Here is a 24438-nt window from a genome sequence, read left to right on the forward strand (position 1 = left end):
GCGGAAGCCGCTTCCACACGCACACGACCCTGGGAGGCGCCCGTGGACACACGGGCCATGAAACACGGCACGGTCACCGACGAGTTCGACCGCGCCGCCGACGCCTACGACCGCCTCGTCGCCGCCAACCCCGGCTACCACGCCCATCTGCGCGTCTCCGCCCGAAGGCTGGGAGCGGACTCGCTCGGCCCGCGCCCGCGCGTACTGGACCTCGGCTGCGGCACGGGTGCCTCGACGGCGGCCCTGCTGGAGACGGTGCCGTCGGCGCGGATCGCGGGTGTCGACGCCTCGCAGGGGATGCTGGAGAGGGCCCGCGCCAAGGACTGGCCCTCCTCCGTCTCCTTCCACCGGGCGCGGGCCGAGGAGCTCACCCCCGCCTGGGCGGAGCGGGAGCTGGGCGGCCCGGCGGACGCCGTGTTCGGCGCCTACCTGCTCCGCAACTGCCCCGACCCCGACGCCCTGCTGGAGACCGCGGTGTCCCTGCTGAGGCCGGGCGGGCGGCTCGTCCTGCACGAGTACTCGGTGGCCGACTCGGCCGCGGCGCGCGCGGTGTGGACAGCGGTGTGCTGGAGCGTGGTGATTCCGGCGGGGCGCACACTGACCGGCCGTGCCGATCTGTTCCGCTACCTGTGGCGGAGCGTGCTGGAGTTCGACGGGCGCAGGGAGGTACTGGCACGGATGCGCCGCGCGGGACTGGAGTGCGTGGCCAGTGCCCCGCTCCCCGGATGGCAGTACGGCATCACGCACACCTTCGCGGGCAAGCGGTCCGAGGAGGCCGGCGATGGTTCCTGAGCGACCCGAAGGGATCGGCGACCGGCGCGCCGAGGCCGTCCTGCCCCCGCCCCCGCGCGGGACGGCCCCGCGCCGACCGCCCCGGGCCGGCGTGGTCGGCGGGGGGATCTCGGGACTGGCAGCGGCGTGCGCACTGGCCGAGCGCGGTGTGGAGGCGGTGGTGCTCGAACGCGAGGAGTCCACCGGCGGAAGGCTGCGCGGCTGGAACACCCGCCTGGCCGACGGCTCGTCCGCCACCATGGGCCGGGGCTTCCACGCGTTCTTCCGCCAGTACTACACGCTGCGCGCGCTGCTGCGGCGGGCCGACCCCGGTCTCGACTCCCTGGTCCCGCTGACCGACTACCCGCTCGTGCACCGCGACGGACCGCGTGACCGCTTCTCCGGACTGCCGCCGGCGCCGCCGTGGAACGCGTTCGCGCTGGCCGCCACCAGTCCGAGCTTTCCGCTGCGCGACCTGGCCCGGGTCAACCTCCCGGCGGCGCTGCAGCTGCTGGACGTGGACGTGCCCGGTGTGTACGAGCGCCTGGACCACCTGAGCGCCCGGGACCTGCTGGAGGCGGTCCGCTTCCCTCCGACCGCCCGGCACCTGGCGTTCGAGGTCTTCAGCCGCAGCTTCTTCGCCGCACCCGAGAGGCTGTCGGCGGCGGAGCTGGCGGTGATGTTCCACATCTACTTCCTCGGCTCCTCCGAGGGCCTGGTGTTCGACGTGCCGCGCTCACCGTTCCCGCAGGCGCTGTGGCAGCCCCTGGAGCGGTACCTGTCCGGACTGGGCGCGCAGGTGCGCACCTCGGTACGGGTGGAGGCGGTGCGTCCCGGTCGGGAACGCCGCTTCGCCCTGGGGGCGGAGGAGTTCGACGGCCTCGTCCTGGCCTGCGACACCCCCGGCCTGCGCCGCCTGGTGGCGGCCTCACCGGAGCTGGGGTCGGAACCGTGGCGGAACCGGGTGGCCGCTCTGGAGTCCGCCCCGCCGTTCCTGGTGTCGCGCCACTGGCTGGACCGGCCGGTGCGCGCGCACCGGCCGGCGTTCCTGGGCACCGCCGGGTATCCCACGCTGGACAACATCAGTGTGCTGGAGCGCTACGAGGACGAGTCGCGCGCGTGGGCGCGGCGCACCGGCGGTTCGGTGGTGGAGCTGCACGCCTACGCGCTGGACGAGGACTGCGATCCCGAGCGCGAGAGCAAGCGCCTGTGGGAACAGGCGGTGGGCGTCTATCCCGAGCTGGCGGCGGCCCGGGAGGTGGACTCCCGGCACGAACTGCGCGCGGACTGCCCGCTGTTCCCGCCGGGCGGCCACCGGGAGCGGCCGGGGGTGGAGACCCCCGACCCGTTCCTGGTGCTGGCGGGCGACCACGTGCGCACGGACCTGCCCGTGGCGCTGATGGAGCGTGCGGCGACCAGCGGCATGCTCGCCGCCAACGCCCTGCTGTCGCGTTGGGGCCTGCCGGGCCACACGGTGTGGACCGTTCCCCGCCGGGGGCGGTCGGCGCCGATGCGCGCCCTGGCCCGCCGGGCGCGGAGGGCTCAGCCGGGCCAGCGGCCGGTGGAGCGCAGCAGGTAGCGGCGCTCGGCGTAGGCCAGGTCGTCGCGCCACAGCCGGCGGGCCGCCAGCCGCACGGCCGGGCGCACCACCGACCCGGCCAGGCGGCGGGCGAGGGCGAAGCCGGGGCGGTCGGAGGCGGCGACGGTCGCCTCGATGACGGCGGTGCGGGGCACCCCGTCGCGGTCGGTGCCCAGCGGGGTGGCGTGGGTCTCGACCACGCTGCCCAGGCCCTCGCCCTCGATGATGCGCATGACCACGGTGCGGGGCTCGGGGCAGTGGAACTCGGCGCGCACCGGGACGCCCCACCGCCCCGCGACGCGGAAGCCCACCTCCACCACCATCCGGTCCGGGTCGGGGTCGGACTCCTCGGGGATCTCGGTCACCCGCAGCCCGACGAACGAGTACGGGTGGAACCACGAGCCGTGCCAGGGGTCCAGGCGGTTGGCCACGACGTCCTCGGGCTCGCAGCGCCCGGCCAGGCTCTCCACCGCGGTGATGGCCCTCGCGGCCTCGGGGCGCTCGGGCACGACGGGGGCGTCGGTGGGCTCCTCCCCGCCCGCCTCGTCCAGGCGCACCCACACCAGGACGCCGTCGTCGTGCACGGGGTAGGGGTCCCAGCCGGGGAAGCCTCCGCCGTCCAGGGACAGGCCGTGCCACCGGCACACCAGGCGGCCGGCGCCCACCGCGCCCCGGCACAGCGGGGCGCCCAGGTGGGGACAGGCGCCCGGACCGGCGTGGGCCCTGCCGTCGGGGGTGCGCCAGGCCACCAGCTCGGTGCCCGCCACGACGCGGCCGAAGGGCCGGTCGGTGCGCACCTCGCCGCTGGCGGCCAGCACGAACCAGTTTCCGGAGGGGCGTGCCAGGGCCCGCTTGAGCGCGGCACCGATGACCGCGGGCCTGGCTTCCCTCCATGTGGGCTGCTGTGCGTTCCAGGTGGAGGCGGGCATGCGGCGCAGCGGCAGCCGCCGCGGCCTCGGATCGGGCAGGGACACTGCTTCCTCCTGACGTGTCAGACGTACTCGTGGGGGCGGCGGGGACGCGGCACCGAACGGGCGACCAGGGAACGGGCCAGGGCGGGTACGGCGGCGGCCAGCTTGCGGACCTCGGAGACCCGGTGGCGGGTGCTCCACACGTCGTGGCCGGCCGATCCGATCTCGTCCAGGATCGCCCGGTAGAGGCGGAAGGCGGTGGCGACACACGGGCGGGCCACCGGGGAGAGCATCGCGATTCCGGGCTCGGCCCTGCGGTAGAAGCCCTGGTTGACCTCCACCAGGGCGGCCAGGGCCCGGGCCGCCCGGGGGTCGGAGGTGCCGGTGCGCGCGCAGTGCTCCAGCAGCTCCCTGTCGACGCCGTGCGCGGCCAGGACGTCGGCGGGCAGGTAGAGGCGGCCGCGCCCCAGGTCCTCGGCGACGTCGCGCAGGAAGTTGGTGAGCTGGAACGCCTCGCCCAGGGCCGCGGCGTGCGGTGCCGCCTCCTCGCGCGGCACCACGGTCCCCAGGACGGGAAGCACCTGGAGCCCGATGACCGCTGCCGAGCCGTACATGTACTCGCGCAGGTGGTCGAGGTCGCGGTAGGAGCGGGTGTCCAGGTCCATGCGCATGGAGCGCATGAACGCGGTGAAGTACTCGGGGGGCAGGCGGTGGCGCCGGACCGTGTGCGCCAGGGCGCGCAGCACCGGCTCGTGCGGGGCGCCCCCCGACAGCGCCCGCCGCAGGTCGGCGTCGATCGCGTCCAGCCGGGCCCGGATCCCGCCGGCGGTCGCACCGGGCCCGGGTTCGTCGACGACGTCGTCCACCCAGCGGGCGAACCCGTACAGCGCGTGCACGCCGGGGCGCCGTTCGGGCGGCAGGACCCGGGTCGCCGTGAAGTAGGTGCGGCCGTGGCGCGCGTGCAGCTGCCGGCAGAGCAGGTAGTCCCCGCGCAGCTGCTCCGTTCCGATACCGGCGGCGTCGAGTTCCGCGGTTCCTGCTCCCATCATCCCCCCGTCCGTGCCACCACGCGGGCGGCGGCCAGCTTCCCCGAGATCAGTACGGTCGGCACGCCCACCCCGGGTGTGGTCCCGCATCCGGCGAGGACCGCGTTGGCTGTGCCCGGAACGGTGCTGCGGGGCCGGAAGGGGCCGGTCTGGGCGAAGGTGTGCGCGAGTGAGAAGGGTGTGCCGTGGGCGAGTCCCTGCCGGGCCCAGTCGGCGGGCGTGACCATGTGCTCGGTACGCACCGAGGCGTCGAGTCCGGAAAGCCCGCGCTCCTCCAGCACGCGCACCAGGTGGTCCCGGTAGCGCGGCCCCTCCCGCTCCCAGTCGATGCGTCCCGCGGCGAGGTTGGGCGCCGGTGCGAGCACGTACAGCAGGTGGTGCCCGTCGGGTGCGAGCGAGGGGTCGGTGCGGGTGGGCCGGGTGACGAGCAGGGAGGGGTCGCTCATGGTGCGCCCCTGCCGGATGATCTCGTCGAAGGTGCCGCGCCAGGCCCGGCCGAAGGAGATCGTGTGGTGGTCCAGGCCCTCCCAGGTGCGGTCCGTACCCAGGTGCAGGACGACGGCCGACGGCGAGTGGCGCAGCGGCACCGGGCGCCGGGGCGTGTGTCCGAGCAGCCGGTGGGCGGCGGGCAGGTCCGCGGTGACCACCACCTGGTCGCAGGGGACGCGCTCGCCCGACTCGGTGACGGCCGCGGTGACACGGTCGCCGCGGCGCTCCAGGCGGGCCACAGCGTCGCCGAGGCGCACCGTCCCCCCCGCCTTGGTGACGGCTCCGGCCATGGCCGCTCCCAGGGCGCGCATTCCGCCCTTGGGGAAGTACACCCCGGCGACGGTGTCCATGTAGGCGATGACGGCGTAGGCCGCCAGGGCCTTCTCCGGTGCCACTCCGGCGTACAGGGACTGGAAGGAGAAGATCCGGCGCAGCCGCTCGTCGCGCACCCGGCTGCCCACCGCCGGGGCCAGCCGTCCGAAGCCGCCCAGGGCGGCGAGCCGCACCAGGTCGGGGCGCAGCAGGTCCAGGGGGGAGTCGACGGGCGCGTCGATGAACGAGCGCATCTCCACCCGGTACAGACGCGTGAGCCAGTCGCGCAGCCGCAGGTAGCCGTCGGCCTCGCGCGGCCCGGCGGCGCGGGCGACCTCGGCGGCCATCAGGTCGCGGTCCGTGTGCACGTCGATCTTCGACCCGTCGGCGAAGGAGGCCCGGTAGGCGGGGGTGAGCGGGACGAGGTCGAGGCGGTCGGCGACCGTCTCGCCCACGGCCCCGAACGCCTCCTCCAGGAGTTCGGGCATGGTGAGGACGGTGGGCCCGGTGTCCATGAGGAACCCGTCCCGGTCCAGGCGGCCTGCCCGGCCGCCGGGGTGCTCGTCGCGTTCGAGCACGACGACCTCGCGTCCGGCGCCCAGCAGGTGGAGTGCGCAGGCCAGCCCGGACAGCCCCGCCCCGACGACGACGACGGGGTTCCGCCCCGGCGCCCTCACAGCAGGTCCTCGCCGGTCGACACGGCCAGGGCTCGCAGGGAGTCCCGGGCTCGCCGGGCGTCGGCCGAGATCGCGGGCAGGCCCTTCAGCCTGGCCGCCGCCCGTGCGGCCAGTTCCCGGCAGCGCTCCTCCACGAGAGCTCGAGCGCCCACCCGTTCCAGTGCCGAGGCGACCTGTTCGGGGTCCACGTCGCCGCTCCCGACGGTGTCGAGCAGGGCGAGGGCACCCATGTCCCGCTGCTCTCCCGCGAGCCGCACCCCCGCACCGAGCAGGACCGTGCACTTGCCCTCGCGCAGGTCCTCCCCGGCGGGTTTGCCCGTGCGGGCGGGGTCGCCGTAGACCCCCAGCAGGTCGTCCCGCAGCTGGAAGGCGATGCCTGTGTCCCGGCCGTAGGAGCGCAGGGCCTCGACCGTCCCCGCGGGCGCGCCGGCCAGTGCGGCGCCCATGTGGAGCGGGCCCTCCGTGCTGTAGGAGGCGGTCTTGAGCTCGTCGACGCGCAGGGCCGCGGCCTCGGACCGCTGCCTGCGGGCCTGGGAGCGCAGGTCGAGGAACTGGCCCGCCATCATCTCGGTGCGCATCCCGGTCCAGGCCGCGCGGGCCCGGTGGGCCGCCTCCGCGGGGAACTCCGCCAGGGCCTCGTACAGCATGTCGTCGGACCAGACGAGGGCGAGGTCGCCCGCGAGCACGGCGAGCGATTCGCCGTGGCGGCGCGCATCCCCCGCGAGGCCGCCGGCGCGGTGCGCCGCCGCGTAGGCCTCGTGGACCGCGGGAGCGCCGCGGCGGGTGGGGGAGCCGTCCATGACGTCGTCGTGGACGAGGGCGCACGTCTGGACGAGTTCGAGTGCGGCGCAGGCCTGCAGGGCGGGGCCGGCGTGCGGTTCCTCGGCGGCCCCGCCGGCGGCGAGCCATCCCCACCAGGCCACGAGGGGGCGCATCCGCCTGCCCCCGCCGAGGGTGAAGCGCACGACCTCGGCCGCGAGCTCGCGGCCGAAGTCCCCGTCGATCCTCCGCGCGCTCTCCAGCCTGCGGTCGAGGTAGCGGCGCAGGGCGCTCTCGAGGCGCGGGCGGTCCGGTGCCGTGTCCGTGCTCGGGGCGGGTCCGACCGCGTCCTCCTCTGACCGCTTCGCGAGATACATCTCGTTTTTCTTGAATCTCGTTTGCCGAGTTATTTCCACACCGGGATTCTGACCGGATCTGCTCCCCTCCACACCTCCGGGAGGAAAACGACTCGGCCCGGGGGATCTAAACTCGGACCGACGGCCGGAGGAGACCAGCCGCACGAGCGCGAGAGAGGACCCATGGACGCCCGCCCTGCCGACACCCCCTCCCCCGGTGTGGGAACGCGGCGGGTCCCCGGTCCCCCGTCCTCCCGGCGCGCCGACCTCTACGACGTCCTCCAGGACGACGGCCAGATGCTGGCCGTGCGGCTCATCAGGCTGCTGCACCGCATGGCCGAGCGCTCGGGCATGAACCCCACCGACTTCCAGTGCTACACGCTGCTGCGCGTCAGCGGGCCGATGACACCCGGAGAGATCGCCGACAGCCTGTGCCTGTCCACCGGTTCGGTCACCGGGGTGATCGACCGCCTGGAGGCCCACGGCCTCGTCGAGCGCGCCCGCCACACCGGTGACCGGCGCAAGGTCACCGTGCAACTCGCCGAGGGCGCCGACCGTATCGCCTCGGAGACCGCACCGGGTATGCGCCACGCCATGACCGCGCTGCACGACGACTACTCGGTCGAGGAGCTCGCGACCATCGTCGGCTGGCTGGACCGCCTGGGCGGGGTGCTGGACCTCCTCACGGAACCCCGGAGCTGACCGAAGACCCGGAAGCGCCCCCCATGTTCCGAAACTCCGCTTCTGCGTAGTTCCTTGGGCTTCGGATGACGGTGTGCCTACCATCCACGGGACACGACCCGGCCGACCGCAACGACCGGCCCGTCCGCCCGGGCATCCCCGGAGCTGGGAAGGAGCCACCATCTCGTCCCTGCGCGACTACATCCGAGAGCACACCAACCCCACGGTCTTCGCCGTCTCGGGCATCGTGATCGTGGCCTTCGTCGTCATGGGGGTCGTCGCCACCGAACCGCTGCTGAACGCGGCCACGGCCACGCGCGACTGGATCGGCGAGAAACTGGGCTGGATCTACGTCCTGGCCACGACCTTCTTCCTGGGCCTGGCCCTGTTCCTGCTGTTCAGCCGGTTCGGCTCCATCCGCCTGGGCCCCGACGACTCGCGCCCCGAGTTCGGCACCGTGGCCTGGTTCGCCATGCTCTTCACCACCGGCATGGGCATCGGCCTGGTGTTCTGGGGCGTCTCCGAGCCCGTCCACCACCTGCACTGGCCCCGCAGGGCGGAGTACCTCCCCGGACCCGACGGGGCCCCCGTTCCCGAGGCGGCGGGCGAGGCCATGGCGCTGAGCCTCTTCCACTGGTCCTTCCACCCGTGGGCCGTCTACATCGCCCTCGGGCTGTCGCTGGGTTACTTCGCCTTCCGCAAGGGCCTGCCGATGCGGCCCGCCTCGGCGCTGTACCCCCTGATGGGCGACCGGGCGTTCGGCTGGCCCGGACACATCGTGGACATCCTGGCCGTGTTCGGAACGATCTTCGGCCTGGCGACCTCCCTGGGACTGGGCACGCTCCAGATCAACGGCGGGCTCAACCACGTCTTCGGGATCCCGTCCAACTCCTTCGTGCAGTCGGTGCTCATCGTCGTCATCACCCTCATCGCACTGCTGAGCGTGGTGGCCGGCATCGACAAGGGCATCCGCCGGCTGTCGGTGATCAACCTCTGGCTGGCCTTCCTCCTGCTGGTGGTCGTCTTCCTCCTCGGCCCCAAGCTGTGGACCATCAGCATCACCACCACCGGACTCGGGCAGTACCTGGCCGGCCTCGTCCCGTGGAGCCTGGCCTTTCCCAGCCCGCTCGTCGACCCCCAGGCAGCGGAGTGGACCACCGCGTGGAGCATCTTCTACTGGGGCTGGTGGATCTCCTGGGCGCCGTTCGTCGGCATCTTCCTGGCCCGCGTCTCCTACGGGCGTACCATCCGCGAGTTCGTCGTCGGCGCGCTGTTCGCTCCCGTCGTCGTCTCCGTCCTGTGGTTCGGGGTCTTCGGCGGCGCGAGCCTGTACTACGACATGTTCCGAGATGCCGGGCTCAACGAGCTGGCCGAGGAGGACCGCGCCTTCCGCATGATCGACATGCTCCCCGTCGGAGCGGCGGTCGGCGCCGTCATCTCCGTCCTGCTGATCATCGTCGTCTCGGTCTTCTTCGTCACCTCCTCCGACTCCGGCTCCCTGGTCGTGGACACGCTCACCAACGGCCAGGACCCCCGCCCGGTCAAGTCCCAGCGGGCGTTCTGGGCGCTGAGCGAGGGCGCCGTCACCCTCGTCCTGCTCGTCCTCGGCGGCGCGGAAGCCCTGTCCGCACTCCAGGCGGCGGCGGTCGTCACCGGGCTGCCCTTCGCCGTGATCCTGCTGCTCATGTCCTGGGGACTGCTCAAGGCGCTGAAGGACGAACCCCGGTCACCCGGGCGGGCGGAGAGGGAGCGCATGCCCGGCGCCCGGCCCTAGGACGTGCCCTGTGGGTGCGCGCCCTGCCGTGCGGCGCCCCGGCACGCCCCACCGGGCTCTCCCCGGTCGGCGGAGAAGCGCTCCGGTTCCTTCTCCGGCCTTGCGGGACAGGCACCGGGATCCCGCTCGCGACAGGCGGTGCCCACCGGGTCCGCCCCACAGGAAGGAAGACTCCACATGGCACGCAAGAGGTTCACCAACCCCTTCCACGGCGTCGTGGACATGATCACCGAGATGAACCGCGTCTCCGATGCCATGGCCTCCGTCGAGAGCGGGCACGCCGGAGGGCGCGAGCGCGGCTACGCCGACGCCTGGAGCCCGCCCACGGACATCCTCGCCAGGGGCGAGGACCTGGTGATCCGCTGCGGGTTGTCGGGGGTGCACGAGGAGGACGTCTCCGTCACCCTGACCCACGGGACCCTCACCGTCACCGGGGAGCGCAGGCGCGAGGAGGACGAGAGCGCGGTCTACTACTCCTCCGAGCGCTTCATGGGCACGTTCCGGCGCGAGATCAGCCTGCCCGAGGGGGTCACCGAGAAGGACATCCGGGCCGACTACGGCGAAGGGCTCCTGGAGGTGGTGGTGCGCGGTGCCGCCGGCGCCGCCGCCCCCAGGCGGATCGCCGTCGCCAAGCGGGGGCGCGGCAGGTAGCCCGACCGCATCCGCGGGAACCGGACGGCGCCCCGGTCCGACATGAAGGGGGAACGGCCGCACGCGGGCGGCCCGCAACCCCGAGGACAGCACATGAACCGCACCCGGACGGCCTGGACCGCCGCCCTGCTCGCCCTCTCCCTCTCCGCCTGCGCGGGCGGTGCCGACAGTGCCGGCAGCACCGACGCGGACGCCGGACAGGAGACCGCGCAGGAGGCCGGCGAGGCGGCGCACACCGCCGCCGACGGCTTCGCGATCACCGACCCGTGGGTCAAGGCCGCCACCGCCGAGGACGGCATGACCGCCGTCTTCGGCGAGATCACCAACAGCGGGGACGCGGAGGCCACCGTCGTCGCGGCCGCCCACGACGCCGCGGGAACCGTGGAGCTCCACGAGTCCGCCGCCGACGGCGCGGACTCGGTCATGCGCGAGAAGGAAGGCGGCTTCCCCGTCCCCGCCGGGGGAAGCCGCGCCCTGGAGCCCGGCGGCGACCACATCATGCTCATGGACCTGGAGCGCGACCTGCTGCCCGGCGACGAGACCACCGTCACCCTGGAGTTCTCCGACGGCTCCACCACGGAGTTCACCGCTCCCGTCAAGGACTACGCGGGTGCCCAGGAGGAGTACGAGGGCGAAGGGCACGGGGATCACTGATGGGCGAGCGTGCGATGAGCCGCAGAGGCCTGCTGCTGGGCGGCGCGGCGGTCGCCGGAGCCGGGGTCGCGGGCGGGGCGCTCGCGCGCCTGCGGGCCGCGGATCCGACCTCCGCTCCCCGAGCGGCGGAGGCACCGCTCAACGGGACTCGGACGGTCGCCTTCCACGGCGCCCGCCAGGCGGGGGTGGAGACGCCGCCGCAGGCGCACGCCTCCTTCGTCGCCCTCGACCTGCGCGAGGAGGTGGACGCCGACGGGGTGCGGCGGATGATGCGGCTGCTCAGCGACGACGCCGCGCGCCTGGCCGAAGGCAGGCCCGTGCTGGCCGACACCGAGCCGGAGCTGGCCGAGGTGCCCGCCCGCCTCACCACCACGTTCGGCTTCGGCCGGGGGCTGGTGGAACGGGTCGACCCCGATGCGGTACCCGAGTGGCTGGGTCCCCTGCCCGAGTTCGGACACGACGAGCTCGACGACCGGTGGGGGGAGGCCGACCTCCTCGTGCAGGTGTGTGCGGACGACCCGGTCACCGTCTCGCACGCGGTGCGGGCGATGGCCAAGGACGCCCGCGCCTTCACCCGGCCGAGGTGGACGCAGACGGGGTTCCGGCGGGCCTCCGGATCCGAGCCCGACGGCACCACCATGCGCAACCTCATGGGCCAGGTGGACGGCACGATCAACCCGGTCGCGGGTACCCCCGCCTTCGACCGCCTGGTGTGGCGCTCGGACGGACCGGACTGGCTGCGGGGCGGCACCAGCCTGGTGCTGCGCCGCATCGCCACCGACCTGGACTCCTGGGACGAGCTGGACCGGCCCGCGCGCGAGGCGGTCATCGGACGGCGCCTCTCCAACGGCGCTCCGCTGACCGGCGAGGACGAGCACGACCTGGTGGACCTGGAGGCCACCGACACCTCGGGGCTGCCCGTGATCCCGGCGTTCGCACACGTGCGCCGGGCCCGCAGCGACGACCCCGACCAGCAGATCCTGCGCCGCCCCTACAACTACGACCTGCGCGACCACGGTGTCCCCGAGGCGGGGCTGCTGTTCGCCTCCTACCAGGCCGATCCGCTGCGCCAGTTCGTGCCCATCCAGGAACGCCTGGACGAGCTCGACCTGCTCAACGAGTGGGTCACCGCGGTCGGCTCCGCGGTGTTCGCCGTCCCGCCCGGCTGCGAGGAGGACGGCTACGTGGGCCAGGGTCTGCTCGAGGGCTGACCCGGATCCGGGGGCGCCGGAGGAGGTGCGACGATGAGGCCATGACGGAGCGGACGCCCCTGCGCGCGGTTCGCACCGGGGTGTCCGCCTCGGTGTGCGTCGCCGTGTCGGCGTGCGGCCACACGCTCTCCTCCGGCCACGAGGTGCCGTTCGGCGGCCTCCTGGCCGGGGCTCTGCTGATCCTGGCGTCCGCGTGGGCGCTCACCGGGCGGGAGCGCGGACTCGGCACCATCACCGGGTGGATGCTGTGGGGCCAGCTGGCCCTGCACACCGTGTTCACTGCCGCGTCGGCGGCCGGGCACGGGGGCCACGGCACGGCCCTGGACCCCGGGGCCTCCGCCGGCGCCGACATGCTCGCCGCCCACGCGGTGGCGGCCGCGGTGTGCGCCTGGTGGCTCCGTCGGGGCGAGGCCGCGGTCTTCGACCATCTGCGTCTGGCCGCCGCAGCGCTGCTGCCGCTGGTTCTGGCTGTCGTGCGCCTCCCTTGCCAGCCGCTGCCCCCGCAGCGGCCCGCCGGACCGCTCCTGCCCGCCCCCGCCGCACCGCTCCTGCGCCACAGCCTGGTCCTGCGCGGACCTCCGCTCTCCCCGCGCTGACCGAGACCGCCGACCGCGCGTACCGCTCCCCGACCACGGGCCGGGGGGCCGCCGGTGCGCGCCCGGAACCAGGAGAGCACCCATGCCCGGCCTCGCACGCGAGGTTGTACCCGACGCCGTTCCCGACACCGATCTCGACCGTCTCGCCCTGGCCGCCCGCGACGGGTCCCCGTCCGCTCTGGACGACCTCGTCCGGCGCACCCGCGGCGACGTCGGCCGCTACATCGCCCGGCGGGTTCCGCCCGACCGTGTGGAGGAACTCACCCAGGAGACCTACCTGCGGATGCTGCGCGCCCTGCCCCGGTACTCGGGGCGGGCCCCCGTCCTCGCCTGGCTGCGGGCCATCGCCCGCAACACCGTCGCCGACCGCTACCGCCACGACTCCGCCCGGCCGCGCTGCGTCGACTCCGCCGGCCGGGAGCCCGCGTCACCCGGGCGGTTCGAGGAGTACCTCGCGCTGCTCGCCCTGCTGGACGGGCTCGCCCCCGAGCGGAGGCGGGCGTTCGTCCTCACACAGCTGGCGGGTCTGCCCTACGCCGAGGCCGCGAGCCGCCTCGGTGTTCCCGTCGGCACCGTCCGCTCCCGCGTCGCCCGGGCCCGGCGCGACCTGCTCCGCGACATGCGGTGACACCGGAGGCCCGCCCCGAGGGGCGGGCCTCCGGCCGGGTCGGAAGGGGCCGGGCCGTGGTGTGCGGACGCTCTCGCCGCATCGGCGGAGCCGACCCCCGGCGAACGGGGCGACCAGGCGTTCTCCCTTGCAAGACGGGGAGCGCAGCTCAGCCTGGTTCGGCTTCGCAAGCTCTCCGACTCGGCAAGGAGGCACCCGGCGGCCGTGCGGCCCGAGACGATCCGGGAAACAGGGACTAGAAGCTGCGGTCCTTGTCGTAGGGGCCGATGACGGCCAGGGCGCGCGGGCGGGAGAGCAGGTCCGCGGCGACCTCGGCCACCTCCGCCCCCGTGACCGCGTCGAGGCGGGCCAGGTCCTCGTCGATCGAGAAGTGGCGCGGATGGTTGAGCTCGTGCGACAGCAGGCGCCCCATGCGCGCGTTCGTGCCCTCGCTGCCCAGCACCAGCGATCCCTGGATCTGGCCCTTGGCCCGCTGGAGCTCCTCGGCGGTGATCCCCTCGCGGGCCACCTTGTCCAGCTCCTCGCGGCACACCCCGACGACCTCGTCGGCCTTCTCCGGCAGGCAGCCGGCGTAGACCTGGAAGGTACCGGTGTCGGCGTAACCGGTGTGGTAGGCGTGCACCGCGTAGGCCAGTCCGCGCTTCTCGCGCACCTCCTGGAACAGGCGTGAGGACATGCCCCCGCCCAGGGCCGCACTGAGCAGCCGCAGCGCCTGCCAGCGCGGATCGGTGCGCGTGATGCCCTCCGAGCCCAGGATGATGTGCGCCTGCTCGGTCTCACGCGACTCCACCACCGTGCCGCCGCGGGTGGGCACCGGGCCCCCTCCCATGCGCGGACGCACCGGGCGTGCGTCGCCCGCGGCGGCCAGCTGGTCCGCGAAGATCTCCCGCACCCGCGCCACCACGTCGTCGTGGTCCAGGCTGCCGGCCGCGGTCACGATCAGCTGTGAGGGGACGTAGGCGTCCCGGTACTGCTCGGCGATCCGGTCGCGGGGCAGCGCCTTGATCGTCTCGTTGGTGCCGAGGATGGGGCGCCCCAGCGGGCTGTCCCCGAAGAAGTGCGCCGCGAAGACGTCGTCCACCAGGTCGGCGGGCTCGTCCTCGTACATGGCGATCTCCTCCAGGATCACGCCGCGCTCCGTCTCGACCTCGCCCTCGTCGAGCACCGAGGCGGCCACCATGTCGCCGACCACGTCGACGGCCAGCGGCAGGTCCCGGTCGAGCACCTTCGCGTAGTAGCAGGTGTGCTCCTTGGCGGTGTAGGCGTTGTGGTCGGCGCCCACGCCGTCCAGGAGCGCGGAGATCTCCAGCGCGGAGCGGGTCCTGGTCCCCTTGAACAGCAGGTGCTCCAGGAAGTGCGCCGAACCGGCGTGTGCGGAGTCCTCGTCTCTCGAGCCCGTGGCGGCCGAGATCCCGAACGCGGTCGAGCGCACGCCCGCGATGTGTTCGGTGACCACGCGCAGGCCGCCCGGCAGCACGGTGCGGCGCACCAGTCCGGAGCCGCCGTCCGGCTCCAGCAGCGTCACGGTCGTGCCCGGCTCCTGCTCGGCTGCGATGGGGACAGAACTCATGAATCCTTCTTCTTGGCGTCGGTGGCTGGTGGGGCGAGGATACGCGGTGGGGGCGGCCGCACCGCATGGTGCGACCGCCCCCTCACATGTCAGCCCCGGATCAGGTGTTCTCGGAGTTCCTGGTCGAGGTGCGGCGGCGACGGCGGCGCGGGGCCGCGGAGTCGTCCTTGCCGGTCTCCTCGGCCTCGGTGTCGGCCTCGGTGTCGGCCTCGGTGTCGGCCGGGGTGTCGCTGTCCGCGGCCGCCTCGGCGGTCTCGGCCTCGACGACCTCGACGGGAGCCAGCGACAGCTTGCCGCGGGGGTCGATCTCGCGGATCTCGACCTGGATCTTCTCGCCGATGCCGATCACGTCGTCGATGTTCTCGATCCGCTTGCCGCCGTGCAGCTTGCGGATCTGCGAGATGTGCAGCAGACCGTCCTTGCCCGGCATCAGCGACACGAAGGCGCCGAACGTGGTGGTCTTGACGACGGTGCCCAGGTAGCGGTCGCCGACCTCCGGCATCGTCGGGTTCGCGATCTGGTTGATCGTGTTCCGGGCGGCCTCGGCGGACGGGCCGTCGGTGGCACCGATGTAGATCGTGCCGTCGTCCTCGATGGTGATCTCGGCGCCGGTCTCGTCCTGGATCGAGTTGATCATCTTGCCCTTGGGGCCGATGACCTCGCCGATCTTGTCCACCGGGACCTTGACGGTGAGGATGCGCGGAGCGTGCGGGCTCATCTCGGCCGGACGCTCGATGGCCTCCTGCATGACGTCGAGGATGGCCAGGCGGGCGCCGCGGGCCTGCTGCAGGGCCATGGCCAGCTGCTCGGCGGGAATGCCGTCGAGCTTGGTGTCCAGCTGCAGCGCGGTGATGAGCTCACGGGTGCCGGCGACCTTGAAGTCCATGTCGCCGAAGGCGTCCTCGGCACCGAGGATGTCGGTGAGGGTGACGAACTCGCCGTCCTCGCTGATCAGGCCCATGGCGATGCCGGCCACCATCTCCTTGAGCGGCACACCGGCCGACAGCAGGGACATGGTGGACGCGCAGACCGAACCCATCGAGGTGGAACCGTTGGAGCCCAGCGCCTCGGACACCTGGCGGATGGCGTACGGGAACTCCTCCCGCGAGGGCAGGACCGGGATCAGGGCGCGCTCGGCGAGGGCGCCGTGCCCGATCTCGCGCCGCTTGGGCGAGCCCACCCGGCCGGTCTCACCGGTGGAGTAGGGCGGGAAGTTGTAGTGGTGCATGTAGCGCTTGGTCTTGTCGGGGTTGAGCGTGTCGACCGACTGCTCCATGCGCAGCATGTTCAGGGTGGTGACACCCATGATCTGGGTCTCACCGCGCTCGAAGAGCGCGGAGCCGTGCACCCGCGGCAGGACGCCCACCTCGGCGGCCAGCTGGCGGATGTCCTTGGGGCCGCGCCCGTCGATGCGGACCTTGTCGCGCAGAACGCGCTCGCGCATGAGCTGCTTGCTCAGCGAGCGGAAGGCGGCACCGATCTCCTTCTCGCGGCCCTCGAACTGCTCGGCGAGGCGCTCGGCGACGCTGTTCTTGACGCTGTCGAGCTCGCCCTCGCGGGTCTGCTTGTCGGCGATGGTGAGCGCCTTGGACAGGTCCTCGCGGACGGCGGCCTCGACGGCCTCGTAGACGTCGTCCTCGTAGTCGAGGAAGACCGGGAACTCACCCGTCTCGCGGCTGGTCTGGTCGGCGACGGCCTGCTGGGCGCGGCACAGCACCTTGATGAAGGGCTTGGCGGCCTCCAGGCCCTCGGCGACGGTCTGCTCGTTGGGGCCGACCGCGCCCTCGGAGACCAGGCGCAGGGTGTTCACCGTGGACTCGGCCTCGACCATCATGATCGCGACGTCGCCGTCCTCCAGGACACGACCGGCGACCACCATGTCGAAGGTGGCGTTCTCGAGCTCGCCGTGGGTGGGGAAGCCCACCCACTGGCCCTCGATCAGCGCGACGCGCACGCCGCCGATCGGGCCCGAGAAGGGCAGCCCGGCGATCTGGGTGGACATCGAGGCGGCGTTGATCGCCACGACGTCGTACAGGTGCTCGGGGTGCAGGGACAGGATCGTCTCGACGATCTGGATCTCGTTGCGCAGGCCCTTCTTGAACGACGGGCGCAGCGGCCGGTCGATCAGGCGGCAGGTGAGGATGGCGTCCTCGGAGGGACGGCCCTCGCGCCGGAAGAAGGAGCCGGGGATGCGGCCCGCGGCGTACATGCGCTCCTCGACGTCCACCGTCAGGGGGAAGAAGTCGAGGTTGTCCTTGGGGCGCTTCGAGGCGGTGGTGGCCGAGAGCACGACGGTCTCGGAGTCCAGGTACACCGTGGCGGAGCCGGCGGCCTGGCGGGCCAGGCGTCCGGTCTCGAAGCGGATGGTTCGGCTGCCGAACTTGCCGTTGTCGATGACGGCTTCGGCCGAGTACACGCCCTCCATGGGCGACCTCCTACTACACGTGTTCGCGTCCGGCGCACCCGGCGGGTACGTGCCGGATGCGCCTATGGGTTCTACTGCCCGCGTTCGTGCCCCGGAGTGATGACGGCCGGTCATCGATCGAAGCCCACGGCGTCCCTGGAGGGGAGCGTCCGGTGGCCACTACCGAGGACCGGCCCCGACTCTGCGGCCGGGGGAGTGCGATCGCGGGTGGTCTTCGTACGGTTGTGAGCGGGGTCGGCGGCGACCGCCGACACGTCCACCCTACTGAACAGGAAGAGGGAGCGGCCGAAGCCACTCCCTCGGACAGCCTAGCGGCGCAGGCCCAGACGCTCGATCAGGGAGCGGTAGCGGGTGATGTCCTGCTGGGCCACGTACTTGAGGAGACGGCGGCGGCGGCCGACCATCAGGAGCAGGCCACGACGGCTGTGGTGGTCGTGCTTGTGGTCCTTCAGGTGCTCGGTCAGCTCGGTGATGCGGTGGGTGAGCAGAGCCACCTGGACCTCGGGGGAGCCGGTGTCTCCCTCCTTCGTCGCGTACTCCGCGATGATCTTCTCTTTGGTGGCGGCGTCCATCGACACGTCGTTGTCCTCTTTCGTGTTCGGTACGCGGTGCGGCACGCGGGTCGGGAGCGACCCGGGCCAGACGCGGTGACCGCGCGTACGAACAGTCACCGCCGCGTGTGGCGCACGGACCCCGCCGACGGCGGGGTGCACCGCGCTCCCCCCGAGGTCACGGATCCGTGACCGTGCGCGGGGCACACGTGAACGTCTTCACCCTACCCCATACCCCGGCTCGTTCAGCCCAGGCCGAGAACGGTCCGGCACTTGCCGACGTCGCGGCGCATGGCCGCGATGAGCTCGCCGATGTCGTCGAACCTCTCCTGCCCGCGGATGCGCTCGGTGAAGTCCACCGTCATGCGCACGCCGTACAGTTCGAGGTCGTCGCGGTCCAGGGCGTAGGCCTCCACCGTCCGCAGGGCGCCGTCGAACGTGGGGTTGGTACCCACCGAGATCGCGGCCGGCCAGCGCGACTCCTGGTCCTCCAGCGGCTCGGAGCGGCTCAGCCAGCCGGCGTAGACACCGTCCCCCGGAACGGCGGTGTCGGGGGGCAGGTCCATGTTCGCCGTGGGGAAGCCCAGCAGGTCCCGCCCGCGTGCGGCGCCGTGCACCACCGTGCCCTCGACCCGGTGCGCCCTGCCGAGAAGGCGGGTCGCCTCGGCCACCGCACCGTCCAGGAGGAGTCCGCGCACCCGGGTGGAGGTGATCGTCTCGCCGTCGGCGACGAGGGGGACCCCGTCGGTGGTGAAGCCGTGCACCTCGCCCAGCTTGGCCAGGACACCGACGTCACCGGAGGCGCGGTGGCCGAACCGGAAGTCCTCCCCCACCACCACGGCGGCGGCGTGCAGGCGGCCGACCAGGATCCGCTGCACGAACTCCTCGGGGGAGAGCGCGGACAGGTCCCGCGTGAACGGCACCACGCACACGGCCTCGGCTCCGTGGGAGCCCAGCAGTTCGATCCGCCGGTCCACCTGGGTCAGCATCGGCGGGACGGTTCCCCGCACCACCGCCTCCGGGTGCGGGTCGAAGGTCACCACGACCACCGGGAGTCCCAGTTCGCGCCCGCGTCCGACAGCGGTCTCCAGAAGAGTCTGATGGCCCCGGTGCACCCCGTCGAAGACGCCGACCGCCACCACGGACCGCCCCCAGTCGGAGGGCACGTCCTCCGGCCCGTCCCATCGCCGCACGCCTGGCTCCCTGCTGTTCGTCACTTCTGCCTCGTGTGCGCGAGGCCCACCGCCTCCGCAGCGTGCCCCACCCGGTCAAGGGTGCCATGCCCGGCGCCCCGGCCGGTCCACCGCCCACGCGCATCCGTTCCCGGCAGGTCCTCCGGAGCAGGGCCCGAACCGCCGCTTCCAGCGGGTTCTCCGGTCCTGCCGCCCGCTGCGGGCTCCCGAAGAATCCGCACACGGGCGGTCACCCAGCGCTGCCTCCGGCCCGTGAGCGGCACAGCGGTCCGGCAGGACGGCGTGCTGCCGCCCTCCGGGTCGGTCAGGCCGGTTCGAAGACGACGAGGGGCCTGGTGTGGTCCCGGCGGTTCTCCCCCAGGGCGATGACACGGCCGTCCGGGGCGAACAGGCCCACCGGGCTCCGCTCCTCCGTTCCCGGGGCGATGCGGTTGCCGTGCCGGAGCCGGCCCGCCTCCTCCTCCGTGAGGACGCGCGAGGGGAAGGCCGCCGCGACCGCCTCGGCGAGGGGGACCTGGGTGAACTCCTCGGCCAGCTGCTCCAGGGTGCGGGCCCGCGACAGGTCGTAGGGACCGACGCGGGTGCGGCGCAGCGCGGTGAGGTGGCCGCCCACGCCCAGGTCGGCACCCATGTCGCGGGCCAGTGAACGGATGTAGGTGCCGCTGGAGCAGGTGACGGAGGCGTCCACGTCGACGAACACCCCGTCCTCCGCCTCGACCCTGCGGACGGCGTGGACGGTGAACTCCCCGATCGTGACCGGCCGGGCCCGCAGCTCGACCTCCTCGCCGCGGCGCGCCGACTTGTAGGCGCGCACGCCGTTCACCTTGATCGCACTGACCTGCGGTGGAACCTGGTCGATGCGGCCGGTCAGCTTCCGGGCGGCGGCGTGCACGCCCTCCTCGGACACCCCGGACGCGTCCGTGCGCACGCCGGGCTCGCCCTCGGCGTCGTCGGTGTTCGTGGTGAGCCCCAGCCGGATGGTGGCGTCGTAGGACTTCTCGGTCAGGGTCAGGTGGCCCAGCAGCTTGGTGCCCTTCTCCAGGCCGAGAACGAGCACCCCCGTCGCCATCGGGTCCAGGGTGCCCGCGTGGCCCACCCTGCGGGTTCCCGCAAGTCTGCGCATCCTGGCGACCACGTCGTGCGAGGTCCAGTCGGCCGGCTTGTCGACGACCACGACACCGCTCTCGGCCATGGATCTCCTCATCGGTGCGGGGGCGGCGGCACCCCGTGCCGCCGCCCGGGGGTTACTCGTCCTCGTCGGCGTCCTCTCGGGGCGCCTTGTACGGGTCGGCCTCTCCCGCGGGGCTGGCCGTGCCGGCGCGCTCGGCCAGTTCCGCGTCCGCGCGGCGCGCCTTGAGCAGCAGCTCCTCGATGTGTTGGGCGTTCTCCTGGACCTCGTCGACGACGAAGGTCAGGCTCGGCGTGTGCCGGATGCCGGTCTGGCGCCCGACCTCGCTGCGGATGAGGCCCTTGGCGCTCTCCAGCGCGGCCGAGGAGGCGGCCTTCTCCTCCTCGGTGCCGAACACCGTGTAGTAGACCGTGGCGTCCCGCAGGTCCGCGGTGATACGCGCATCGGTCACGGTGACGAATCCCAGGCGCGGGTCCTTGATCCGCCGGTCCAGCATCTCGGCGACGATGCGCTGGATGCGGTCGGCGACCTTGCGCGCGCGTGCGGCGTCAACCATGGTCAGTCTTCCTCTTCGTTGAAGAGCCGCTGCCTGGCCGACAGCAGCTCCAGCTCGGGACGGCCCGCGACGAAGCGTTCGCAGGAGTCCATCTGCTCTCGGGCGTGCGCGGCGGTCGAGGCGACCACGGCGACACCGATCCTGCTCCTGCGGTACAGGTCGTGGTCCCCCACCTCGGAGACGGAGACCGAGAACTTGCGGCGCAGCTCGGCGATGACCGGCCGCACCAGCGAACGCTTCTGCTTGAGCGAGTGGACGTCTCCCAGGAGGACGTCCAGGGTCAGCGCCCCAACGTACAAGTGATCACCTGCGGTGTTTGTGTGGGCCGTCAAGGGCGGGGCCCCGGACTCGGGAGTCCGGGGCCCCTGGGGAGTCAGGCCTCGCGACTAGTCGCGGGGCTTCTCCTGCATCTCGTAGGTCTCGATGACGTCCTCGACCCGGACGTCGTTGTAGCCGAGGCCGATACCGCACTCGAAGCCCTCGCGGACCTCGGTCGCATCGTCCTTGAACCGGCGGAGCGACTCCACGTTGAGGTTCTCGGAGATGACGACACCGTCGCGGATGATCCGCGCCTTGGTGTTGCGGCGGATGATGCCCTCGCGGACGATCGAACCGGCCACGTTCCCGATCCTCGGCACCTTGAAGACCTCGCGGATCTCCGCCGTGCCGAGCTTGACCTCCTCGTAGACGGGCTTGAGGAGTCCCTTGACCGCGGCCTCGACCTCGTCGATGGCCTGGTAGATGACCGAGTAGTAGCGGATGTCGACGCCCATGCGGTCGGCGAGCTCGCTGTTCTTGCCCTCGGGCCGCACGTTGAAGCCGATGATGATGGCTTCGGCGGAGGCCGCCAGGTTGATGTCGTTCTGCGTGATCGCACCGACACCGCGCCCGATGACCCGGATGGCGACCTCGTCGCCGCCCGCGTCGATCTTGAGCAGCGACTCCTCCAGGGCCTCGACCGAACCGGACATGTCGCCCTTGATGAGCAGGAGCAGCTCGGAGCGCTCCCCCTCCTCCAGGGTCTTCTGCCAGTTGTCGAGGGTGACCCGGCGGGCCGAGCGCGCCTGCTGGGCGAAGCGCTCGCGCGCCTCGCGCTGCTGCGCGATCTGGCGTGCCACCCGGTCGTCCTTGACGACCAGGAAGCTGTCGCCGGCGCTGGGCACGTTGGTCAGACCGACGACCTGCACCGGGCGGGACGGCTCGGCGCTCTGCACGTTCCTGCCGTGCTCGTCGAGCATGGCGCGGACGCGGCCGTAGGCGTCGCCGCAGACGATCGAGTCGCCGACGTTGAGCGTTCCGCGCTGGACCAGCACCGTGGCCATGGAGCCGCGGCCGCGGTCCAGGTAGGCCTCGATGGCCAGGCCCTGGGCGTCCATCTCCGGGTTGGCCTGCAGGTCGAGCGCGGCGTCGGAGGTCAGCACGATCGACTCGAGCAGGGCGTCGATGTTCGTGCCGTGGAGCGCGGAGATGTCCACGAACTGGACGTCGCCGCCGTACTCCTCGGCCACCAGGCCGTACTCCGTGAGCTGCGCGCGCACCCGCTGCGGGTCGGCGCCCTCGACGTCGATCTTGTTGACCGCGACCACGATCGGGACCTCGGCCGCCTTGGCGTGGTCGATGGCCTCGGCCGTCTGCGGCTTGACACCGTCGTCGGCCGCGACCACCAGGACCGCGATGTCGGTGACCTTCGCACCGCGGGCACGCATGGCGGTGAACGCCTCGTGACCCGGGGTGTCGATGAAGGTGAGCTTGCGCTCCTCACCGTCCACCTCGGTGGAGACCTGGTAGGCACCGATGTGCTGGGTGATGCCGCCGGCCTCGCCGACCGCGACGTTGGCCTTGCGGATGGTGTCCAGCAGCCGGGTCTTGCCGTGGTCGACGTGACCCATGACGGTGACCACCGGCGGACGCGGACGCAGGTCCTCGTCGGTGCCCTCGTCCTCGCCGAACTCGATGGAGAAGGACTCCAGGAGCTCGCGGTCCTCGTCCTCGGGGCTGACGACCTCGACCCTGTACTTGAGCTCCTCGCCCAGCAGGACCAGGGTCTCGTCGGGCAGGGACTGGGTCGCGGTGACCATCTCCCCCAGGTGCAGCATCACCTGGACGAGCGACGCCGGGTTGACGTCGATCTTGTCACCGAAGTCGGCCAGCGAGGCGCCGCGGGACAGGCGGATGGTCTGGTTGTTGCCGCTCGGGATCTTGACGCCGCCGAACGAGGGAGCCTGGAGGTCGTGGAACTCCTGGCGCCGCTGCTTCTTGGACTTGCGGGCACGCCCGGGACGTCCGCCCGGACGGCCGAACGCACCGGCCGTACCGCCGCCGCGACCGCGACCGCCGCCACCGGGACGACCGCCGAAGCCGCCGCCACCGGGACGCGGACCGCCGCCACCGGCACCGGGACGCGGACCGGCACCCGCGGGTGCGCCGCCGCGACCGCGACCGCCGCCACCGGGACGGCCGCCGCCACCGCCGCGGCCGGCGCCCGCGGGCGGGGCGGGCCGGGACGAGGGCATGTTCATCGGGCTGGGGCGCGGACCACCGGGACGCGGACCGCCGGCGCCACCCGGACGCGGAACGCCCGCAGAACCACCGGGACGCGGAGCGCGCTGCTCGCCGCCCTGCGGGCCCGGACGGGGACCACCGGGACGCGGACCCGGACGCGGGCCACCGGCGCCACCCGGACGCGGGGCACCCGCGGCACCGCCGGGACGCGGAGCGCGCTGCTCGCCGCCCTGCGGGCCCGGACGGGGACCACCGGGACGCGGACCCGGACGCGGGCCGCCGGCGCCACCCGGACGCGGACCGGCCGGCTTGGCGCCCATGCCGGAGGCGTTGGACGCGAACGGGTTGTTGCCCGGACGCGGACCGGCCGTGCGCGGGCCCGGACGCGGGCCGCCGGCGGCACCGCCGGGACGCGGGCCGCGGTCGGCGCGCGGGGCGCGCTCGGGGCGGTCACTGCGCTCCGGACGGTCACCGCGCTCGGGACGGCTCTGCGGGGCAGGCTTGGGGGCTCCGGCGGGGCGGGGAGCCTCGCTTCGGGGAGCCTTGGGGCCGGGCTTGGGCGCGGCGGCGCGCGGGGCGCCCTCGGCCTTGGGGCCCGGCTTCGGAGCGGGACCCGGCTTGGGGGCCGGACCCGGCTTGGGACCCGGCTTGGGGGCCTCCGCGGAGGGGCGCGGGCCGGGCTTGGGAGCCGAACCCTTCCTGCCGCCGTCGGACCCGTTGTTGAAAGCTTCCTGCAGGCGTCGCACGACGGGGGCCTCTATCGTCGAGGACGCCGAACGGACGAATTCGCCCATCTCGTTGAGCTTGGCCAGGACGGCCTTGCTCTCTACACCGAACTCCTTGGCGAGTTCGTACACCCGGACCTTCGCCACTACTCTCCTTCAGCTGCCGGTCCGGGACATGGGCCTGTGCCGGACCGTCGTTAGCTCGAGTTACTCATCGCTGCGTACTCATCAGGCGCTCATCGCAATCTCGACCTGCTTCCTCATCGCTACACAACAATGGGTCGTTGATGCGTGCCGACACAGCACTGCACGCCGACCTCGGTCACTACAACCTCGAGGACGGCTCAGACATTCCAACCCTATCGGGGAAGGCGACCTGTCCGGCCATGAGGGGTGGCACCGATCAGGGCCGCCACCTGTGTGACGTCCCATCCGGTGTCACCCGGTCCCCTCCGGTAGGCGCGCGACCACACCCTGCGGCGCTCGGCGAGTTCGAGACATCGCCGGTCGTCGTGCAGATAGGCACCGCGTCCCGGACGTCGACCCCGCACGTCGGGGACGACGGCCGTGCCCACGGCCACCATCCGAACGAGGTCGGACTGGACTGCCCGCGACCGGCACCCCACGCATGTACGCACGGGACGGTCAGGACCGTCTTCCGCCACCCTACCGCGTCGAGCCATGGGCGCGAC

General features: G+C 73.0%; 22 protein-coding genes. 9 read left to right on the plus strand and 13 right to left on the minus strand.

The features are described from left to right. Positions 1-57: 57 nt before the first annotated feature. Positions 58-792, plus strand: a complete 735-nt coding sequence (locus tag FHS13_RS02660; protein WP_184286920.1) for a class I SAM-dependent methyltransferase — start codon at positions 58-60, stop codon at positions 790-792. Further along, on the plus strand, positions 782-2350 hold the full coding sequence (locus FHS13_RS02665) for an FAD-dependent oxidoreductase (RefSeq protein ID WP_184286923.1): 1569 nt from the start codon (positions 782-784) through the stop codon (positions 2348-2350). The genes FHS13_RS02660 and FHS13_RS02665 overlap by 11 nt, the downstream gene beginning before the upstream one ends. Here FHS13_RS02665 and FHS13_RS02670 read toward each other — a convergent pair. Genes FHS13_RS02670 through FHS13_RS02685 form a run of 4 tightly spaced genes read right to left on the minus strand, consistent with a single transcriptional unit; the run spans position 2314 to position 6921 of the window. Further along, positions 2314-3324 (minus strand): DUF5914 domain-containing protein, encoded by a 1011-nt coding sequence (locus tag FHS13_RS02670; protein WP_184286926.1) that lies wholly within the window; start codon positions 3322-3324, stop codon positions 2314-2316. The genes FHS13_RS02665 and FHS13_RS02670 overlap by 37 nt on opposite strands. Before the next feature lie 17 nt (positions 3325-3341). Then, entirely contained in the window at positions 3342-4307 is a 966-nt protein-coding gene (locus FHS13_RS02675) for a phytoene/squalene synthase family protein (RefSeq protein ID WP_184286929.1), read from the minus strand. Beyond that, positions 4307-5785 carry a phytoene desaturase family protein gene (gene crtI, locus FHS13_RS02680; protein ID WP_184286932.1) on the minus strand — a complete coding sequence of 493 codons (1479 nt, stop codon included), beginning with the start codon at positions 5783-5785 and terminating at the stop codon, positions 4307-4309. The genes FHS13_RS02675 and crtI overlap by 1 nt, the downstream gene beginning before the upstream one ends. Continuing rightward, on the minus strand, positions 5782-6921 hold the full coding sequence (locus tag FHS13_RS02685) for a polyprenyl synthetase family protein (RefSeq protein WP_184286935.1): 1140 nt from the start codon (positions 6919-6921) through the stop codon (positions 5782-5784). Before FHS13_RS02685 ends, crtI begins: the two co-directional genes overlap by 4 nt. 162 nt (positions 6922-7083) lie before the next feature. Between FHS13_RS02685 and FHS13_RS02690 the strand changes: the two genes are divergently transcribed. From FHS13_RS02690 to FHS13_RS02720, 7 genes are all read left to right on the plus strand, one after another. Next, on the plus strand, positions 7084-7602 hold the full coding sequence (locus tag FHS13_RS02690) for a MarR family winged helix-turn-helix transcriptional regulator (RefSeq protein ID WP_184286938.1): 519 nt from the start codon (positions 7084-7086) through the stop codon (positions 7600-7602). 226 nt (positions 7603-7828) lie between these two features. Further along, positions 7829-9355 (plus strand): BCCT family transporter, encoded by a 1527-nt coding sequence (locus FHS13_RS02695; RefSeq protein WP_425491130.1) that lies wholly within the window; start codon positions 7829-7831, stop codon positions 9353-9355. 177 nt (positions 9356-9532) lie between these two features. Further along, positions 9533-10006: an Hsp20/alpha crystallin family protein gene (locus tag FHS13_RS02700; protein ID WP_184286941.1), complete on the plus strand. Its 474-nt coding sequence runs from the start codon at positions 9533-9535 to the stop codon at positions 10004-10006. A gap of 93 nt (positions 10007-10099) precedes the next feature. After that, positions 10100-10660, plus strand: coding sequence for a copper chaperone PCu(A)C (locus FHS13_RS02705; RefSeq protein WP_184286944.1), 561 nt, complete (start codon positions 10100-10102; stop codon positions 10658-10660). After that, positions 10660-11871: a Dyp-type peroxidase gene (locus tag FHS13_RS02710; RefSeq protein WP_184286947.1), complete on the plus strand. Its 1212-nt coding sequence runs from the start codon at positions 10660-10662 to the stop codon at positions 11869-11871. The genes FHS13_RS02705 and FHS13_RS02710 overlap by 1 nt, the downstream gene beginning before the upstream one ends. A 41-nt stretch (positions 11872-11912) precedes the next feature. Further along, positions 11913-12467, plus strand: coding sequence for a hypothetical protein (locus tag FHS13_RS02715; RefSeq protein ID WP_184286949.1), 555 nt, complete (start codon positions 11913-11915; stop codon positions 12465-12467). A gap of 82 nt (positions 12468-12549) precedes the next feature. Then, on the plus strand, positions 12550-13095 hold the full coding sequence (locus FHS13_RS02720; protein WP_184286952.1) for a sigma-70 family RNA polymerase sigma factor: 546 nt from the start codon (positions 12550-12552) through the stop codon (positions 13093-13095). A 235-nt stretch (positions 13096-13330) separates the two neighbouring features. Here the strand turns inward: FHS13_RS02720 and FHS13_RS02725 are convergent, their stop codons facing one another. The 9 genes from FHS13_RS02725 to FHS13_RS02765 all read right to left on the minus strand — a co-directional run bounded on the left by FHS13_RS02725 (position 13331) and on the right by FHS13_RS02765 (position 24429). Continuing rightward, positions 13331-14665 (minus strand): M16 family metallopeptidase, encoded by a 1335-nt coding sequence (locus FHS13_RS02725; protein ID WP_184286954.1) that lies wholly within the window; start codon positions 14663-14665, stop codon positions 13331-13333. 100 nt (positions 14666-14765) lie between these two features. After that, on the minus strand, positions 14766-17090 hold the full coding sequence (locus tag FHS13_RS02730; protein WP_184286957.1) for a polyribonucleotide nucleotidyltransferase: 2325 nt from the start codon (positions 17088-17090) through the stop codon (positions 14766-14768). A 308-nt stretch (positions 17091-17398) separates the two neighbouring features. After that, complete coding sequence (gene rpsO / locus FHS13_RS02735; protein ID WP_184286961.1) at positions 17399-17668, minus strand: 30S ribosomal protein S15; 270 nt, start codon at positions 17666-17668, stop codon at positions 17399-17401. 218 nt (positions 17669-17886) lie between these two features. Then, positions 17887-18834: a bifunctional riboflavin kinase/FAD synthetase gene (locus tag FHS13_RS02740; protein ID WP_184286964.1), complete on the minus strand. Its 948-nt coding sequence runs from the start codon at positions 18832-18834 to the stop codon at positions 17887-17889. Positions 18835-19138: 304 nt separating this feature from the next. Then, positions 19139-20026 (minus strand): tRNA pseudouridine(55) synthase TruB, encoded by an 888-nt coding sequence (truB, locus tag FHS13_RS02745; protein WP_184286967.1) that lies wholly within the window; start codon positions 20024-20026, stop codon positions 19139-19141. 52 nt (positions 20027-20078) lie between these two features. Further along, on the minus strand, positions 20079-20519 hold the full coding sequence (gene rbfA / locus FHS13_RS02750) for a 30S ribosome-binding factor RbfA (RefSeq protein ID WP_184286970.1): 441 nt from the start codon (positions 20517-20519) through the stop codon (positions 20079-20081). 2 nt (positions 20520-20521) lie between these two features. After that, entirely contained in the window at positions 20522-20818 is a 297-nt protein-coding gene (locus tag FHS13_RS02755) for a DUF503 domain-containing protein (protein WP_184286973.1), read from the minus strand. 87 nt (positions 20819-20905) lie between these two features. Beyond that, positions 20906-23893: a translation initiation factor IF-2 gene (infB, locus tag FHS13_RS02760; RefSeq protein ID WP_184286976.1), complete on the minus strand. Its 2988-nt coding sequence runs from the start codon at positions 23891-23893 to the stop codon at positions 20906-20908. Between the two features lie 212 nt (positions 23894-24105). After that, entirely contained in the window at positions 24106-24429 is a 324-nt protein-coding gene (locus FHS13_RS02765; protein WP_184286980.1) for a YlxR family protein, read from the minus strand. Positions 24430-24438 lie beyond the last annotated feature (9 nt).

Source organism: Nocardiopsis algeriensis, from assembly GCF_014203695.1.
GTDB classification, from domain to species: Bacteria; Actinomycetota; Actinomycetes; order Streptosporangiales; family Streptosporangiaceae; genus Nocardiopsis; species Nocardiopsis algeriensis.